At 56.0% G+C, this 18,175-nt stretch carries 15 protein-coding genes and 1 pseudogene; 12 read left to right on the forward strand and 4 right to left on the reverse strand.

Going from position 1 to position 18,175, the window contains the following annotated elements:
- The first annotated feature begins 21 nt into the window (after positions 1–21).
- The 5 genes from AC1DIH_RS03945 to AC1DIH_RS03965 all read left to right on the forward strand — a co-directional run bounded on the left by AC1DIH_RS03945 (position 22) and on the right by AC1DIH_RS03965 (position 3,598).
- Positions 22–378: a 4a-hydroxytetrahydrobiopterin dehydratase gene (locus AC1DIH_RS03945; protein WP_477770665.1), complete on the forward strand. Its 357-nt coding sequence runs from the start codon at positions 22–24 to the stop codon at positions 376–378.
- Positions 378–1,571, forward strand: a complete 1,194-nt coding sequence (locus tag AC1DIH_RS03950) for an amino acid aminotransferase (protein ID WP_477770666.1) — start codon at positions 378–380, stop codon at positions 1,569–1,571. The genes AC1DIH_RS03945 and AC1DIH_RS03950 overlap by 1 nt, the downstream gene beginning before the upstream one ends.
- Positions 1,572–1,880: 309 nt before the next feature.
- Positions 1,881–2,012, forward strand: coding sequence for a hypothetical protein (locus tag AC1DIH_RS03955; protein ID WP_477770667.1), 132 nt, complete (start codon positions 1,881–1,883; stop codon positions 2,010–2,012).
- A gap of 74 nt (positions 2,013–2,086) precedes the next feature.
- Positions 2,087–2,269, forward strand: coding sequence for a hypothetical protein (locus AC1DIH_RS03960; protein ID WP_019692413.1), 183 nt, complete (start codon positions 2,087–2,089; stop codon positions 2,267–2,269).
- Positions 2,270–2,383: 114 nt separating this feature from the next.
- Complete coding sequence (locus AC1DIH_RS03965; RefSeq protein WP_477770668.1) at positions 2,384–3,598, forward strand: MFS transporter; 1,215 nt, start codon at positions 2,384–2,386, stop codon at positions 3,596–3,598.
- On the opposite strand, the gene arfB is transcribed toward AC1DIH_RS03965, so the two are convergent.
- A complete protein-coding gene (arfB, locus tag AC1DIH_RS03970; RefSeq protein ID WP_477770669.1) occupies positions 3,595–4,008 on the reverse strand; it encodes an alternative ribosome rescue aminoacyl-tRNA hydrolase ArfB in 414 nt (137 codons plus the stop codon). The two genes, AC1DIH_RS03965 and arfB, sit on opposite strands and share 4 nt — an antisense overlap.
- Positions 4,009–4,146: 138 nt before the next feature.
- On the opposite strand from arfB, the gene AC1DIH_RS03975 reads away from it, so the two are divergent.
- The 5 genes from AC1DIH_RS03975 to AC1DIH_RS03995 all read left to right on the forward strand — a co-directional run bounded on the left by AC1DIH_RS03975 (position 4,147) and on the right by AC1DIH_RS03995 (position 10,468).
- Positions 4,147–5,568, forward strand: coding sequence for a tyrosine-type recombinase/integrase (locus AC1DIH_RS03975; RefSeq protein WP_477770670.1), 1,422 nt, complete (start codon positions 4,147–4,149; stop codon positions 5,566–5,568).
- 464 nt (positions 5,569–6,032) lie between these two features.
- Complete coding sequence (locus AC1DIH_RS03980; protein WP_477770671.1) at positions 6,033–6,251, forward strand: helix-turn-helix transcriptional regulator; 219 nt, start codon at positions 6,033–6,035, stop codon at positions 6,249–6,251.
- A 603-nt stretch (positions 6,252–6,854) separates the two neighbouring features.
- Entirely contained in the window at positions 6,855–7,469 is a 615-nt protein-coding gene (locus AC1DIH_RS03985; RefSeq protein ID WP_477770672.1) for a hypothetical protein, read from the forward strand.
- Between the two features lie 201 nt (positions 7,470–7,670).
- Positions 7,671–8,684, forward strand: a complete 1,014-nt coding sequence (locus tag AC1DIH_RS03990; RefSeq protein ID WP_477770673.1) for a toprim domain-containing protein — start codon at positions 7,671–7,673, stop codon at positions 8,682–8,684.
- Positions 8,681–10,468, forward strand: a complete 1,788-nt coding sequence (locus AC1DIH_RS03995; protein WP_477770674.1) for a DUF927 domain-containing protein — start codon at positions 8,681–8,683, stop codon at positions 10,466–10,468. The genes AC1DIH_RS03990 and AC1DIH_RS03995 overlap by 4 nt, the downstream gene beginning before the upstream one ends.
- 609 nt (positions 10,469–11,077) lie before the next feature.
- On the opposite strand, the gene AC1DIH_RS04000 is transcribed toward AC1DIH_RS03995, so the two are convergent.
- A complete protein-coding gene (locus AC1DIH_RS04000) occupies positions 11,078–11,350 on the reverse strand; it encodes an ogr/Delta-like zinc finger family protein (protein ID WP_477770675.1) in 273 nt (90 codons plus the stop codon).
- A gap of 115 nt (positions 11,351–11,465) precedes the next feature.
- Between AC1DIH_RS04000 and AC1DIH_RS04005 the strand changes: the two are divergent.
- Together AC1DIH_RS04005 and AC1DIH_RS04010 are read left to right on the forward strand one after the other, a co-directional pair.
- A pseudogene (locus AC1DIH_RS04005) lies at positions 11,466–11,924 on the forward strand (GPO family capsid scaffolding protein); the annotation flags it as partial.
- Positions 11,925–12,054: 130 nt separating this feature from the next.
- Positions 12,055–12,846 (forward strand): hypothetical protein, encoded by a 792-nt coding sequence (locus tag AC1DIH_RS04010; RefSeq protein WP_477770676.1) that lies wholly within the window; start codon positions 12,055–12,057, stop codon positions 12,844–12,846.
- Positions 12,847–13,719: 873 nt separating this feature from the next.
- On the opposite strand, the gene AC1DIH_RS04015 is transcribed toward AC1DIH_RS04010, so the two are convergent.
- Both AC1DIH_RS04015 and AC1DIH_RS04020 read right to left on the reverse strand, forming a co-directional pair.
- Positions 13,720–15,183 carry a DNA sulfur modification protein DndB gene (locus AC1DIH_RS04015; protein WP_477770677.1) on the reverse strand — a complete coding sequence of 488 codons (1,464 nt, stop codon included), beginning with the start codon at positions 15,181–15,183 and terminating at the stop codon, positions 13,720–13,722.
- 782 nt (positions 15,184–15,965) lie between these two features.
- Positions 15,966–17,387 carry an amino acid permease gene (locus AC1DIH_RS04020; RefSeq protein ID WP_477770678.1) on the reverse strand — a complete coding sequence of 474 codons (1,422 nt, stop codon included), beginning with the start codon at positions 17,385–17,387 and terminating at the stop codon, positions 15,966–15,968.
- Between the last annotated feature and the right edge of the window lie 788 nt (positions 17,388–18,175).

Consider the following 18,175-nt stretch of genomic DNA (forward strand, 5'->3'; position numbering starts at 1 on the left):
AACTGAATTCAGGAACCCACCATGAACGCTCTGAACCAAGCCCATTGCGAAGCCTGCCGTGCCGATGCCCCACAAGTCAGCGACGAAGAACTGCCGCTACTGATCAAGCAGATCCCTGACTGGAACATCGAAGTTCGCGATGGCGTGATGCAGCTGGAAAAAGTCTTCCTGTTCAAGAATTTCAAATTCGCCCTGGCCTTTACCAATGCCGTGGGTGAAATCTCCGAGGCCGAAGGCCACCACCCAGGCCTGCTCACCGAATGGGGCAAAGTCACCGTGACCTGGTGGAGCCACTCGATCAAAGGCCTGCACCGCAACGACTTCATCATGGCCGCGCGCACTGACGAAGTGGCCAAAGACGCCGAGGGCCGCAAATAATGCATTTCGACGCCATCGGCCGAGTACCCGGCGACCCGATCCTCGGCCTGATGGAGGCCTATGCGCAGGACAGCAATCCGCGCAAATTTGACCTTGGCGTGGGTGTCTACAAGGATGCCCAGGGCCTGACCCCGATTCCGCAGTCGGTGAAACTTGCCGAACTGCGCCTGGTGGATCGTCAGACCACCAAGACCTACATCGGCGGTCACGGTGACCCGGCTTTCGGCAAAGTGATCAATGAGCTGGTGCTCGGCGCGGACTCCGCGCTGATCGCCGAGCAACGAGCCGGCGCAACCCAAACCCCGGGCGGCACCGGCGCCTTGCGCCTGAGCGCCGACTTCATTGCGCAATGCCTGCCGGGGCGTGGCATCTGGCTGAGCAACCCGACGTGGCCGATTCACGAAACCATCTACGCCACTGCCGGCCTCAAGGTCAGCCACTACCCGTACGTGGGCAGCGACAATCGCCTCGATGTCGAAGCGATGCTGGCGACCCTGAACCTGATTCCCAAGGGCGATGTGGTGCTGCTGCATGCCTGCTGCCACAACCCGACCGGTTTCGACCTGGCCCACGATGACTGGCGCCGAGTGCTGGAGGTGGTTCGCAGCCGCGAACTGCTGCCACTGATCGACTTCGCTTATCAGGGTTTTGGCGATGGTCTGGAGCAGGACGCCTGGGCGGTGCGGTTGTTTGCCGCTGAACTGCCTGAGTTGCTGATCACCAGTTCCTGCTCGAAAAACTTCGGCCTGTACCGCGACCGCACCGGCGCGTTGATCGTCTGCGCGAAGGATGCCGAAAAGCTGGTGGATATCCGCAGCCAATTGGCCAACATCGCCCGCAACCTGTGGTCGACACCACCGGATCACGGCGCCGCCGTGGTGGCAACCATCCTTGGCGACCCGGAGCTGAAACAGCTGTGGGCCGATGAAGTGGAAGCCATGCGCTTGCGCATCGCGCAGTTGCGCTCGGGCCTGGTGGAAGCGCTGGAGCCACACGGTTTGGGCGAACGCTTCGCGCATATCGGCGTGCAACGCGGGATGTTTTCCTACACCGGTTTGACGCCGGCTCAGGTGAAAAACCTGCGCGACCACCACAGCGTGTACATGGTCAGCTCCGGTCGTGCCAACGTCGCCGGGATTGATGCCACACGTCTGGATTTGCTGGCGCAAGCAATCGCTGACGTCTGCAAGTAAATCCCCGGCAGGCTCCTTGTGGCGAGGGAGCTTGCTCCCGCTCGAGCACGCAGTGGTCGAAAAGCCTGCATTCGAGCTTTAACTGAACAAACTCATTACCTTACTTTTTGGGGCTGCTCCGCAGCCCAGCGGGAGCAAGCTCCCTCGCCACAAATGCTTCAAAGCACGGGTAACGCATGCGGCCATCCGTCGCAACAAAGGGAGATAAAAGCCTCTCTGTCATCTCCCCTGCTGTATCCTGCCCAGGCTTTTTTAAAAGCGCGGATCTACACAGCGATTTAAAAACAGACCTTGCGAGGAGCAACCAACATGCACGAGATTCCTAATCTCCCCCTCCCAAGCCTGCACGAAACTGCGCAGACAACCCCGCAACAAGCCGGTGCCCATAAGCCCGAGCCGAAAGAAGCCACTGGCAGCCGCAAGGCCGACAGCGAAGACTGAAAAAGCACTACCCAGACCGTGTGGAAAGCGCTAATTCATGCGCTTTCCACACAGCCTGAACCAAGGACCCGCACATGAGTGACACCTTCACCGAAAGCCAGGCCAGCGTACTGATCGGCACTGCCGAAAAGATGATCGATGTCTGGAACCGCCTGACACCCGAGAAACAAGCCCTGCTCCTGACCCGCTTCGGCAGCCAGGAAAACGCCCTCGCCGCACTGGTGACAACGCAATTGGTCGCGCCCGCCAAATCCTGATTCCGGCCAGCAACACAACGACCGACACCCGGCGCCAATTTCTCCCCCTCTGCGTATCCAACCACCGGTATCATAAGCAGCCTATCTATCCTGCTGTCCCGTGGACCCATTCCCATGCCAGAACCTCAGCGCCCCATGGCGGTCACGCTGCAAGTCGTTTCCATCGTCCTGTTTACCTTCATCGGCTATCTGAATATCGGCATCCCCTTGGCCGTTTTGCCGGGTTATGTGCACAGCGACCTGGGCTTTGGTGCGGTGATCGCGGGCCTGGTGATCAGTGTGCAATACCTCGCCACCCTGCTCAGCCGCCCGTACGCAGGAAGGATCATCGACAACCAGGGCAGCAAACGCGCGGTAATGATCGGCCTGGCCGGTTGCGGCTTGAGCGGCGTGTTTATGCTGCTGTCGGCCTGGACGCAAAACCTGCCGACCTTGAGCCTGATCAGCCTGCTGATCGGCCGACTGGTGCTGGGTAGCGCCGAAAGCCTGGTCGGTTCAGGATCGATTGGTTGGGGCATCGGCCGGGTCGGTGCAGCGAATACCGCCAAGGTCATCTCCTGGAACGGCATCGCCAGTTACGGCGCACTGGCGGTCGGCGCACCGCTCGGCGTGCTGCTGGTTCATCACTTGGGGTTGTGGAGCATGGGCGTGAGCATTCTCCTGCTGGCAGCGTTGGGGCTGTTGCTGGCCTGGCCAAAAACCGCGGCGCCGATTGTTGCCGGTGAACGCCTGCCGTTCATGCATGTGCTGGGGCGGGTGCTGCCCCACGGCTGTGGGCTGGCGCTGGGCTCGATCGGCTTCGGCACCATCGCCACCTTCATCACCCTGTATTACGCCACCCGACACTGGGACAACGCCGTGCTCTGCCTGAGCCTGTTCGGCGCCTGTTTCATTGGCGCGCGCCTGCTGTTCGGCAACCTGATCAATCGCCTTGGCGGTTTTCGCGTGGCGATTGCCTGCCTGTCGGTCGAAACCCTCGGCCTGTTGCTGTTGTGGATGGCGCCAGATGCACACTGGGCACTGGCGGGCGCGGCGCTGAGCGGGTTCGGCTTCTCGCTGGTGTTCCCGGCGCTGGGCGTGGAAGCAGTGAATCTGGTGCCCGCCTCCAGCCGTGGCGCGGCAGTCGGCGCTTACTCGCTGTTCATCGACTTGTCACTGGGGATCACCGGGCCGTTGGCGGGCGCCATCGCAGCCGGATTCGGCTTTGCCTCGATCTTCCTGTTCGCCGCCCTCACCGCCTTGAGCGGTCTGATGCTCAGCGTCTATCTGTACCGACAGTCGCCACTGCACCTGAACGAAAAGTATCGTGAGGAACGCGAAGCGAGCTAGAAGTCGACTTTACCGCGCCCGGCCTTGATCGAGCCGCGCTTGGTTTTTGACTCCAGCCGACGCTTCTTCGAGCCCAGGGTCGGCTTGGTCGGACGACGCTTTTTTTCAACCTTGGTGGCGCTGAGGATCAACTCGGTCAGGCGCGCCAGCGCATCGGCGCGGTTGGCTTCCTGCGTGCGGTATTGCTGGGCCTTGATGATGATCACGCCGTCGCTGGTGATCCGACTGTCACGCAGCGCCAGCAAGCGTTCCTTGTAGAACTCCGGCAAGGATGACGCCGGAATATCGAAGCGCAAGTGCACCGCGCTGGAGACCTTGTTGACGTTCAGCCCACCCGCGCCTTGCGCACGAATGGCGGTCAATTCGATCTCGGCATCCGGCAGATGCACATTGTTGGAAACCCTCAGCATTGCGTTCTCATAGTGATTCCGAAAACCTCTCAATATCCATAAAGCCCTTGATTATTAGGGTTTTAGGCGTTCTTCTATTGTCTCAGTGTTTCACTTTACAACGTGACTTTTCATGCGAAACGGGAAACAAACGGGAAAATGGCCAAGCGCATTCGACTGACAGAAATGGAAGCCTACAACGTCAAGGGCAAGAAATCCGAACCGATAGGATCCCGTGGCAAAGGCACCCTGACACTCGAACGCAAGACGGCGGGTTTCATTAACGGCTACTACCGCGAGCGCACCAACGCCGGGGACAAGCGCATTGCACTGGGCACTTTGACCAAAAATCCACGCCCCGAAACGAATGAAATGGATCTGGACGCCATGCGACTGGCGGCGCTGCGCGTCGCTACCGCGTCAATCGCTGCCGGTGGACTGGAGCAATACCTGGAACAACAATTGGCCCTGAAGGCCACCGCAGCGGCAGAGCTGGCACAGGTGGCCGCGCAAGCCGCCCTTGAGGCGAGACGCGGCACCTTCGGCGATCTGTTGGACAGCTACGTCGCCCACCTGGAGAAGTCAGGAAAGGTGAGCCATAGGGCTGTAGCGAACCAGTTCAAGGCCCACGTCAAGGACTACCACTCCGACCTCATTCAGCGCCCCGCCGCCCTGATCGAGCCCGAGGATATCCAGCTCATCTTATCCGGCGTACTGGGACGCAAACCCAAGGGCCGGGGGGTCGGTAACCATGCTGCTGGCGGCGCATCAAACGACATGCGCTCGATCTGCAACAACCTCCGTCTTTCACTGCAAGCGGCCTTCAGCCACGCGGTCAAAGCGCACCTTTCCCCGGAACGAATGGCGCGCAGCGGTAAAGTGTTTGCCATAAAGGCCAACCCTGTTCGGGATGTTCCGTCCGTGCAGGGAGCAAGGCGCGCCAATACGGAATCATTGACGCCCGTGGAGATGGGCGAGCTGCTGCGTTACCTGGACAAATTGCCCGAGCCTAAACGGGGCATAGCCAACGCCCTAATCTACCTCGGCGGACAGCGAATGACCCAGCTCTGCGCCGTGCCCTGGGACGCCGTTACCGAAGACACCATTTGCCTCCTAGATTCTAAGGGGCGCAAAGATCAAGCCTGGGAGCACCTCTTACCTATCACAAAGCGCATTGCCGAAATAATGGCCCCCATGGTTGAGCACCACATAGGCGATGGCCCGTTCTCCTTCTCAGAAGGCACGACCGCAAGCACCTCAACGATAATCAAAGCGTTCAGCGAAGCGGGCCAGGTGCTGGCAAAGGCTGGCAAGACTCGCCTCTTCACCTACCGCAACGTCCGTGTTACCGCCGAAACCCTGATGGCGCACCAGGGCATCAGTTCGGAGGTGCGCGCCTGGCTGCTGTCGCATGGCCGCAGTGGGGTGCAAGCTAAGCACTACGACCGATACGCCTATCTACCGGAAAAACGTGCCGCTCTGGAGCAATGGGGACGATATTTGGATGCCTTAGCGAAGGGAGACAAATCCAGTAGCAATGTCGTTTTACTAACTCGACGGAAAAAATCCGACGAACGGTAGTTCGGTGACCATTTCCGGGCATATATGCATATGTGTCCCATATGTCCGTCGGGGCAGCTCTTTTAACGTCAGCAGGCCGTTCAAACACCCTATCTGTCGACGCCCTAGTGTTGAATGCGCCTGAAACGTCCCGCTACCATGTGTGTACTGGTGAGTTATGTCGTGACGCCCTAAACACCACAGAACATTGGGCAAATCAGCAAAATCGGTAACTAGCAGACAAGAAAAAGCCCCGGTATTTGCCGTACCGGGGCCGATTCGGAAAGGGACGTTGGAGCGTCCCCTGCATACCGCAATAAGCCAGTACACGATCCGAGAGACGAAGCTTTTTGAGGGGCTTCTTTGCGGGCTTTTGGCCTGCCATGAAACTGTATTGCCATGAGACGGACTATGCAATGTCCTCCCATCGACGCGAACACTTTCACGCTCTCGGCTTTTCCGTACGTCGTTAGAGTAATCAAGCAATGACGCTATCCACTGACAACAACACCCCACGCCCAAACCTGCCGCGTGCAGGTATCCGAGCCACTACAGAACAACTCTGCACCCTCTACCAGATCAGCCGCACCACCTGGTGGCGCTGGTCTAAAGCCGAGAACTTCCCCACTCCCCTTCGCGCTGGCCGCATCCTGCGTTGGGATGCTGAGGCCGTGGATGCGTTCCTCACCAACCAGAAGGGTTGAGCCATGTCAACTTGCCTAACAGCTCGACCAAGGGTTGCAAACTCGTTCGTGCGCGGCTATCGTTCATCTGTCGCTGCCAATTCAGCGACCGGGCTTGGTAACCCGTTGAACGTTAGGCGCAACAGCGCCCCCATTATGATTGCAGGCGCTTTTTTTGTGCCCGCAGATCCGTTTTATGGCGGCTGTGCGTGGGAGACCCTCGGGTCTGCCGGGTTCCTAACGTCCCGGTTTACCAACCTGCGTACAGCTGCCACCCATTCGCTTGGTAACGAACGTGGCAGCTCCAACATTACGTTAGGAGCACCATCCATGATCGCCCTCACTCCGCCCGCAATTCGCGCACTTGCTCACCGTCGCATGGCCCTGAGCGCCCTCCGCGCAAACTCATCCTTATCCGTTCGACTCAAACGCTACAACACCCATATGGCCATTGTCCGAAGCTGTGAAGCCATTGCTTCCAACTCGCCTGAAACAACGCGGCCCCGAGTAGTTTGCTACCCATTAGCCGGCCACGACTGAGCATAAACAATCTCAGAGTTCTGTCGCCTTTCTTGGCCGCTAATAACGGTCGCGTAACCCAACTTACTCGACGGGTTTAACACAATGATCATTTTTCAAGTGCGCAGTAATGCGCTGATGGGATCGGCTTGCCCGAAAAAAGCCTCTGGTATCCAGCACCAGGTCAAACAAATAAATCATGACGGGTATGCAGCTCCCGTCCGTACCTATTACCAAGTCGGAGACCAGCAGAGTGTCCAGGCTGGGAACTACGGCACCGCGATTGCCGGAGACAGCGGTAAGGCCGTTGCCGGGGAAAGTGGTTTCGCCGTCGTAGGGGATCGCGGTAAGGCTCACGCTGGAGACTTCGGCACAGCCTATGCCGGGGAGTTCGCTACAGCCATCGTTGGAGATTGTGGAGTGGCCACTGTCCGGGACTGTAGCAACGCCGTTGCAGGAGTCCGGGGGACAGCCATCGCAGGTGACTATGGCCAGGCCTCAGCCGGGGCAAGTGGGATGGCCAGCGCCGGAATTAAGGGCGTCGTTTCCGCCGGCGAGAAAGGCGAAATCCGGCTCAGGTACAGAGACAGCCGAGCGGAACGGTATCGAACCGTTATCGGCTACATCGGTGAGAACGGCCTTAAGCCGAACACTGCCTACACACTCGACGACAAACACGCTTTTGTACGGGCCACCCGTGCTTTGGGAGATGCGCAATGACTACGGCCATCCCAACGTCTGTATGGGCGACAGCACAGCAGTTATGCGCTCGCTATCAGATCAGTCGTACTACATGGTGGCGCTGGTCTACAACATCGGGCTTCCCCGCACCTATCCGCTTTGGACGCGCAATACGCTGGGACATCAATGCGGTAGAAACCTACCTGACACGGCTGGAATCGCACCAGGAGGCAGGCGCTCATGAATAAGCCCAGCCCTCTTGACCTGATACGACAAACCGCCCAGCACGCCTTGACTGCTGCTGAAACGCTTTTGCCTGAATGGCTCCCTAAAGGCGGGCGAAAAGGCCGCGAATGGGTAGCGCCCAATATTGCCCGTGGAGACCGGCAAGCCGGCTCCTTCGGCGTATCACTCGACACTGGCCGCTGGAATGACTTTGCCGACAGTAGCGCCCACGGCGGCGACTTGGTATCGCTGTTGGCCTACCTGCGCAATTGCCGTCAGCTGGAGGCAGCAAAGGAAATTGACGAACGCTTGCGCCTGGGCCTGTTCGACCTCACGGCTGCCGATGCTCAGCAGCTCCAGGACCGCCGCCGACAGACCGAACAGGAGCGCAAAGCATCCGCTCTACATGCACAGCAACTCCAGGAAGAAAAGCACCTGGGCGCTGCTCGCCAGGCTGCGCAGCTTTGGAAAATGGCGAAGCCCGCCGACCGTCTACACACGTACCTGCTGACTAAGGGACTACAGCCCTATCAACTACGTCAGTTGGGCCATGGCCGTTTATTGGTCCCGCTCTGCCACGATGGCCGCTTGGTCAACCTACAGACCATCACACCTGGTGGCGGTAAACGCTTCCTATCGGGCGGCCGGGTGCAAGGTTGCTACTCCCCCCTGGGCAAAATCTCCGAAGGCTGTCGCCTGTATGTTTGCGAGGGCTGGGCCACCGGCGCAACCCTGCACCGCAACACCGGGAGTCCAGTGGTCTGCGCCATGAACGCAGGCAACCTCAAGCCAGTCGCCAAGGCAATGCGTGAGCGCTATGGCGAAACCCTGGAACTGGTGATCGCTGGTGATGATGACCGCCAAACAATAGGAAATCCTGGAAGGACCGCCGCCAACCAGGCCGCCCGTGCGACTGACGCTCTTGTGGTATTTCCTGACTGGCCTCAAGGCACCCCGACCGACCTATCAGACTTCAACGACCTATACCTCTGGCTAACCGGCCAATTCAGAGAGAGCCGCAAGCCATGAACACCCACGAAAAAAATCCCACCCTGAGCCTGGTCGGCGACCCTAAAGCGCCGTCACCTGAAAAGCTGGAGCGGCCACGCTTTGCCGTTTACGAACACGCCTGCAATGTCGAGGGCAAATCGTACAAGGCCGGCACCTGGTATCACGGCCTAAAACAAGGTGGCCCCGAGGAAAAGGCTATTCCGGTGGATCACTGGATCTGCACACCTTTAAACGTTGAAGCTGAAACGGTTAACTCAGAGGACGGCACCATTGGGCGGCTTCTCTCTTTCAGCCACCGGGGAAGACGTATCGAGTGGGTCATGCCTATGGAAGCACTGGCCGGAAAAGGCGACGAGGTCATGAAGGTTTTGATGAGTCGGGGCCTGGTAATCGAGCACCACCAACGACGCCAGATCGTTCCATACCTGGCCAGCCACCAATCGCCCGAGTTGGTGATCGCGACCACCACTAAACCCGGCTGGCATGAGTCAGGGGCATTTGTGCTGCCCTCTCGCGTCATTGGCGGGGATAACGTGCGTTTCCAGGACTCTGGCCGGGCGATAAACGTATTCACCTGCAAGGGGACTCTCAGCGGCTGGCAAACCGAGATTGCTACACGCTGCCTGGGCAACCCCGTGTTGATTCTGTCGGTCTGCTGCGCCTTGGCTGGACCTCTGCTCGCCAAGGTAGGAGTTAATGGCGGCGGCGTTCACCTGGTGGGCGATTCATCAAGCGGCAAGTCGCTCGCCCAGCTCTTGGCGGCGTCAATTTGGGGCAACCCTGGCGCCTTCGCAGCGTCGTGGGACGTGTCGAAGGGCGGTGTCGAGATCGAGGCTGCTTCGCGCAATGACACCGTGTTGATCCTGGACGAAATCAAGCGCGCTGATCCCAAGCGCGTCCAGGAAATGGCGTATGCCATCGCCAACGGCACGGGCAAAGGCACAATGACCCGCGAGCGCGAGGGACGCGCCAAATTGACCTGGCGTGTACTCGCGCTCTCCAGTGGTGAACGATCGTTATCAGACCATGCTGCCATCGGAGGCAGCAGTGCGCACGCGGGGGCCGAGTTGCGCATGGTCGACGTGAATGCCGGTACTCGTACCCATCGTGCCTTCGATGATGTACATGGCCTGACAGGACAAGAGTTTCACCGGACTCTTAACGATGCCGTGTCACAACACTATGGCCATCTTGGTCCAGCATTTGTGGAGTCTCTGATTCAGCAGCCCGAGGATCTGCACAGTGCGTTCCGGAAGGAGCGGGAAGCCTTTGGCACCGATAGCTCACAGGCTGGTCGGGTTGCTGATCGTTTTGCAATTATGGCGCTGGCCGGTGAACTGGCCATCCGTCGTAAGCTGATTAACTGGCCGGAAGGCACAGCCACAAAAGCCTGTTGTCTCTTGTTCAACGAATGGCTCTCAACCGCCGGGGACGGTAACGCTGAAGACCGCCAGATTCTGCGCGGTATCGCTCACTTTATTGCCCGCCACGGCGACAGCCGCTTTTCCAGTGTGCACGACACCCATCCAAACGCAACCGTTCACAATCGGGCGGGCTACTACGAGATTGAGCAGGGAAAACGTCTGTACCTGTTCAACGCACCAGCACTGGAAGAGGCCGCCATTGGCTTCGGCAGAAATCGAATTGTTCGTGCTCTCCAAGGGGTTGACGCTCTGGCCAAAGTGGACGTTGAAGCAAATCAGAAACGGTCAATGAAACGCTACAACACGCCAGGTGGTGGCGATGCTCGTTTCTACGTGGTCGACCCGAAGAAATTGGAACAGGACGGGGCTAGTCAGTGAACAGCCAGCCTCATGCTTGGCCACCTTCTTGCTGTGGCCAGGCATTCCCTAGCACTCAGCCCTTACTTTCGGCTACCGATGACCGCGACGCTCACCACTATCTGCGCCCTTGGACACTCAGATTCCGAATTCAAATGCGCACACGCTCGTCAAGCGACACATACCTACATGGTCCTCCGATGTGTCATCTTCCAGAGGGAACAAGGGAATAAGGGAACAGCCCACGAACTACATGGCTTTCATCAATCCCTTAATAGATACGAGAGTAGGGATAAGGGAATACAACTCTGTTCAATAAGGGCTACGGCCATCTACCCCATTCCCTGAAAAAAAAGACAGGGATTGTCACAAGGCTCTGAAAGGCCTGGTTTATAAGGGCTAGCCCTTAAATCCTTAAATCCCTCGGATTTTCTGAACCAGACATGCAATGAGGGGATGGCGTACTTTTTTGTTGACAGAACGACGATCAGACACAACTGCGGCCTAAAGCCCCCACCTCTTGGCGAGCAGCTTTTGACCTCTTCCATACGGATAACTGAAAGATCTGAATGAAAAAGCCCCGCTCGGTTTTCCGGCGGGGCTTTGTTGTTTAGCGATACGAGAGCGTTGTCACGCTGACGATATGCCCAACTGCTCAAACATCTCACGCTGCTGCTGACGGGGAAGCGCATGCAGCCGGTCGAACAGCATCCGGTCAAGTGGCTCTGCTGCCGGAACCAGCGCATGAGAGAACGCCAGAGTCATGACGAAGCGGTGACCGCAGTCCTTGACGTTCAGGCACTGGCAGTAGAGCCGGGCGAACGATGGGGACACATCATCACGCGACGAAATTCGCGCTTTCTCACCACACTCCTTGCAATACACCCGCACTTTCCACCCCATTCACAGCAGCCAAAAAATCAACATATGGTATTATGATTTGCTATTTAACACTACATATAGTGTTTTAGTCGTTAATTCAGGCTATCGCAACTCACCCACACCAAGGATCCCTTTCATGCCACGTTCACTTGTTTCCTCTTGGAAGCGTGTCGCCCTCAGCGGCCCCACCGCCGATGGTCGAGAGATCACCCCACAAGACCTACGCGACTGCGCAGAAACCTACAGAACGTCGACCTACACCGCCGTCATTTGGGTTGAACATGAGCGCTGGAAGGGAGCCCACGGCACCGTCTACGCAACGCGCCTTGTCAAAGATGATCCCAACCTGGAAAAAGGCCAGGTGGCCTTAGAAGCGCAGCTGAAGCCGAATGCCCAGTTGCTCAGGCTAAACAACGAGGGCCAAAAGCTGTTTACGAGTGTGGAAATCACACCCAACTTTTCGAACTCTGGACGCGCTTACATGACAGGCCTGGCCGTCACCGATGAACCCGCCAGTCTTGGTACTCAGGAGTTGTACTTTTCCAAACGTACCAGCAAGTCCGCTTACTACAGCGCGTCCGTTCCACTGGGATCACAATTTCGCAGTAACAGGCTGCAATTGAGCTTGATGAGTGTGAAACAGAAGCTCAGCCAGAAACTGAACGCGATAAAAAATCGACGCGCTTCGGGCCCCAAACAAAGGCCTACCCCAAAGGTGCTTTAGCTTGAGCTTGCTCAACACCTCAGAAATTCTCAGCGCCCCCAATCTTCCACAACTATACGAAGTAAAAAATATGACACTTGTTGCTATTGAACGGACCGATTTAGACCCAAGTTTGCAAGAGAGGCTGGCGCACTTTGAGCTAAATAGACATGCGTACCTTGACGTTCAGCAGCGCTTCTCAGAGATAGTTCATGAGGATCAGCGACTCAGAAGCCAAGCGTCGATGCTGGATACGCAAGTCAACGCAACTGACCGAGCTTGGCGACAATTAGCCAGTGAGCCAAATGCCAGTCAGGCCGAGATCAACTCAGAGATTGAGCGCGGCAGAAAACTCCAGCAAGAGGCAGAAGTGCTACGACTCACAGCTGACGCTCGAAGCAGCACCCAGAGTAAGTTGATGATTAACTTAGCTGAAGCTCGCATGAAGTTAGTGCACGCTCCTGATGAGATCAACAAAGCTTACTGGCAAGCTCTTCTCGCAAAAGCTTTAACACAGGAAGGTATGCGGGAAAGCCTTCTTGAACTCTTTGCGCTGTCGCGCGCGTTATTTCTCAAAAGTATTGATGAGCATGATGGGGCGTTGTCGAGGTGCAACGGTCAACGCGAAAGGCAGACGAAAATTCAAGAACTCACCTGGAGGGCATTTGGCCAGGAAGTTGAAAAGCTATTCAACGGTGCCGAACGGGACATACAGGCCCCCACCTTGGCCGTAATGCCGAGTACGGTCCATAGAGAAGTATTGGTGGAAACACCCGGCGATCTGATGAGGCTCAGGCAGGCCCGCAAGGCATAAGCACCGCAAGACCAATGGATTGTTGCTGTACTTTTTACAAGCCGCCTCTGTGCGGCTTTCTTCTTTTCTGGGCTTTTTTATCGGTGCACCAGGTAGCAACTGCACGACAAGAAATGAAATTACCAAAGCACGGTGAGATTGGCTGCAAGCCATAACACACCTGGCTTACAGGGTTTTCAGTAGCAGATAAGCACTCGCAGACATGCACAAAAAATGTGAGCGATTCATTTTATAAAAATCCAACCTACCCCCTATGCACGTTGGCTTTCGTGGTTTTAAACGCCGTTGCTGGCCGGTCACAGCCGCAGCAATCTCTTTGCATTTTTTTGCACAAGCCTGCACAGAATGAAATGGGCTGTCGCCCGCCAAGCCCCACGGCCAGCCAGGGCTAGCGCCCTGATTGCATTACCTATGAAATTGCACAAAAAAATCACACAGAGCGCGTCGGCGGGAGGGGGATAAGTGCTTTTTCATGATGTTTTTCTTCATCGTTGAATATTTTCGGCAGGGGCGAAATTGCACTCCACTGACCATCCCCTCGCACTCTTCCCCATTAGCATTGAATCTAACAAAGGCGCATCGAAATTGACCAGCATGCTTCGAGATACTAACCTGCACAAACTGGTCCAGGCTGTGTGAAAACGTTTTAGAGCAGATTTGAAAGTCAGGACTGGAACGAAAATCGCGTTCCTACGCAAATTTCCGGTCTGCTGCTGAACCAAACGCTGGCAGATTTTACGTAGCAACGCGGACTTCAAAAATGGCGCATGCGTTTTCACACAACCTGGGTCGATAGGTGTCGCCGCCTATTTCTTCCTAGCCACTCTTGTAAGTTTTGAAAATGGAGGCGGAGGTATACCTCCGCCCCTACCATCACTCTGCGCGCCTACTAGGAAGGCCAGTGGCCCAACGAATCATATCCGCAAGGATAGGAAAAATGTCGTTATGCTTCGCGCCAAATCGCATGAAACCACCCTGAATTGAGCCGAGGTCTCGGTTCACACCGGGAATCTCTTCAGGAAGGAAATCCTTCAAACTTTCCAATCCCGCAGCGACACGCTCGTTGTCACTAAGCGAGTAATAGTTCCACATCGGATTATCGTGCGCGAAATTAACATTCGGGATCCTATCCAATAGTTGTGCATACAGTTCTTCTGAGTTAGATGGGCGCCGGTTGTTAAAATTTAGGTCGAAGGCAAGTTTCGCGAGCGCTTTCATCACAACTGGCTGTGCAACCAATGTCTTTTCCTTCGCACGATAGCTACCGAAATCAGGTATCTCAGTGATCTTACTCCATAGGTTTAGAATCACTTCCTCTCTCGGTTCAATAATTGATGGTGTGGCGCCAGCTACGTTACCCTTATTGAGGAAGGCAATAGCATTGATTCCGACAAGATCTTTGAGGACCAGATGACCTTGGTCTTCAGACCAATCTTTCGCCTCGGTATCACTGATAGAAATACCATGTTCGGGCAGCTTCTTCTTAATGAACAGGGTGATTGGGTTTGATCCATCAAACTGAAAAGCAAGTGACGAGTCCACCTTTTTGGCAAGGCGGTTCAGATCATGAAAAAGTTGGCGCTCCTGATCGATATCAAGGCCAAGGTGAACTTCCACCGTAAGCGTGGCAAATTGACGAGCAGCACCATACGCCTCGTTCCAGACAAGCATTTCAGCCTCATCAACCGGCTTACCTTTTTCCGCCAAAAGCACTGCCCCTTTCCCAGGGTACTTTCCTGATTGCCGAACCTGTTCTAGAAAAGTCATTACCAGGTCAGCAGCGTGGCGGCGGTGCTGCCCGTCGACAACCCATAGAACGTGGCGCTCGGAAAGAAAAATTCTGAATCCAGCAGTTTCATGATTTTTCGTTTCCAGACGCACGCCCCTTATTCCGCCAGTACCAGCGCCACCCGGTGGCACGTCGCGAATGTTACAAACGAGGGGCTGTAGCGAGAAGTAAGATTGTTCGCCTAGACGCCGGAGAAGAGAATCAAAAGCATCCGGAACCGGTTTGCCGGTCGCAACACGATGCAGTTTTGCAGCGGAAACAAGACCTTTGATCATGTAAACCGCCAGCTTCTTTGCATGGGTTTCATCTAGAGCTCGCTGAGCAACGGGGCCGGCCTCGCGATCGTTTGACACAGCGGAGATTTCAGCAAACTTTCGGAAAGGCACGGACATTGTGAATACCCGGTGACCTAGGTTATGTCCGATGAATACGTTAAAGGGCGTCTCATTCACATCCCCAGCATCCGCCAAACTGTCCAGGCTATCTAGGGTTTGTGGGGACTCTTGATTAGAAAGAGGAATAGGCAGTCCGTCATTCGTCGCGTACATTTGGTTTTCTCCGTGGCATCACTTCGTTTTATTCCGGGAAGAGCAAAACTCACCCCTGGCACTAGAAAATAATGCCCCATGGTGGATTATTTGAAAAGCCCTAAACGAAATTATTTTAACTCCAGGGATATTGTCGCTCCAAAATCGCAGCCCTACCTACGATTGTCCGATTAGCCACGGAGCATCCCGCTGTGATGGAAATAGACGCGCCGCCTTGGGCTGTACTTATTGGCCTTCGCCGGGGCACGAGCAGGTGAAGTCGAGCGCGAATGTAAATTCTCAACTGCCATCAACAACCTACCGACATAAACGACAATGAGCGTCGCTCCATAAATTTTGGACAGCCGACAAAGGTTTACGCCGCAGCGCTTATCAATATCGGGCGAGGGCTTTTGTGAACTGCTAACAGGAAGACAGAGCAGATACGGGATCAAAACGGGAAAATTCCAACCTAGACCAGAGAGATCGAAGACCAATAAAGCGGCTACAGCATGCTAAATCATTGGGCAAAGCAGCTTTTTTCCAGAAAATAATAAGTGATTGGAAATCACCAGCATGGAAAAGCGTGTCCGCGTTAGGGGTGCATCAGGATACCCGAATAGCCTGAAGGAGATGACAGGCCATTGTGGGAGCGAGCCTGCTCGCGATGACGACGGCACATGCAGCATCAATGTGACTGACAAACCGCTATCGCGAGCAGGCTCGCTCCCACAGGGTTTTGTATGAACCCCATAAACAATAAACCCGGCACATGGCCGGGTTTATTGTTTTTGCGCTGCGCGTTACTTCACCGCAGAAGCCGCAGCATTCAACGCGTGCTGAGCACTGCGCTTGTTCTTGATGTTGTAGCAGCCCCACATGAACAGGACCCACACCGGAATTGCGTACACCGAGACCTGGATACCCGGGATCATCAGCATGATGCACAGGATGAAGGCCACGAACGCCAGGCAGATGTAGTTGCCGTACGGGTACCACAGCGCCTTGAACAGCGGCGTTTGTCTGGTGCGGTTCATGTGCTGGCGGAACTTGAAGTGCGAGAAGCTGATCATCGCCCAGTTGATCACCAGCGTTGCAACCACCAGCGACATCAGCAGTTCCAGCGCATGCTGCGGCATCAGGTAGTTCATCACCACGGCGACGAAGGTTACCGCGGCCGAGGCCAGGATCGAACGCACCGGCACGCCGCGCTTGTCGATCTTTGCCAGACCTTTCGGGGCGTCGCCCTGTTCAGCCATGCCCAGCAACATGCGGCTGTTGCAGTAAGTGCCGCTGTTGTACACCGACAGCGCAGCAGTGAGCACCACGAAGTTGAGGATGTGCGCCGCGGTGTTGCTGCCCAGCATCGAGAACACCTGAACGAACGGGCTGCCGCTATAGGCATCGCCGGACGCATTCAGGCTCACCAGCAAGCTGTCCCACGGAGTCAGCGACAGCAGGACCACCAGTGCGCCGATGTAGAAAATCAGGATCCGGTAGATCACCTGATTAATGGCTTTCGGGATCACGGTTTTCGGCTTGTCGGCTTCTGCTGCAGTGAAACCGAGCATTTCCAGACCGCCGAAGGAAAACATGATGATCGCCATGGCCATCACCAGACCACTGACGCCATTCGGGAAAAACCCGCCGTGTTCCCACAGGTTGGTCACCGAGGCTTGCGGGCCGCCATGGCCGCTGACCAGCAGGTAGCTGCCCAGGGCAATCATGCCGACAATCGCCACGACCTTGATGATCGCAAACCAGAACTCCGCTTCGCCAAAGACTTTGACGTTAGCCAGGTTGATCGCATTGATCATCACGAAGAACGCTGCAGCCGAGACCCAGGTCGGGACATCCGGCCACCAGTAGTGCACATATTTGCCGACCGCCGTCAGCTCCGACATGCCCACCAGGATGTACAGAATCCAGCAGTTCCAGCCCGACAGGAAGCCGGCGAAACCGCCCCAGTACTTGTGCGCAAAGTGGCTGAACGAGCCAGCGACCGGCTCTTCAACGATCATTTCGCCCAGTTGGCGCATGATCATGAAAGCGATGAAGCCACAGATTGCGTAACCGAGGATCATCGACGGGCCGGCCGATTTCAGCACACCGGCAGAGCCCAGGAACAATCCGGTACCGATCGCGCCACCGAGGGCGATCAGTTGAATATGGCGATTTTTCAGGCCGCGTTGAAGCGTACCTGAATGCGAGTTTTGTCCACTCATGAAAAGGGTCTCACGCAAGGTTTGATAATGTTCGTTAAGACGTTGCCGCTCGGATCGGGATCAAGCAGCGCGGATCAAACCCCAGCGCAGGCACCAGGAGTTCAGCGTTTTTTTACTGGTCATGCGTCACCTGTTTGTTTTTATCTGTGACGAAATCGAACCCGACACGCTTGTGGCGCGGCGGAGTTAACAAAGCGGATAGCCTTGAGTTTGCGCAGTTACGCAGGGAGGTCACAGTTAAAACGCGGCGCATTGTACACCTGTAACCCCCTGCTGCCAGACACCGCTGAATCAGCGCGTCGTTTGCCGGGATTGCCTGTGTCCGCCTCGAGTGGCTCGGGCGGCTGCAAAAAAAGGCTCAGACCTTTGCGGGTCGTTGACGGGGGCGATGGAAAAATCGCCCCTCGAAGAGAGATGAAAATGACTCACGGCGTTCATTGCGCCTCCTTCTTGTTATGCACCTGCACGACAGGCATGGGCGCATCTCACCGCTGAAACCGTCTTGAAACAAGCGGAGCAGAGCCCTGCAAACCACACTACCGAGCACCAATCGGAAGCTTTTCCTTACAACCCTCGCATCAACCCGAATCCATGGCGCAGAACGCGGCTTTTCGTAAATCCTCCTTTACGAGGCGTAACGTATTTTTTCCACAACAGATCTTTCTGAAGGTCGCCTGCAAATTGACGGCAGCCCCATTCCTACCGATGAAACCAAGTTAGTGTTTTGTTTTTTATTAAAAAAATAGACACCTAAAAACGGAATAAAAATTTCACCCAAACTGAATTTA

Source organism: Pseudomonas sp. 05N36, assembly GCF_056397385.1.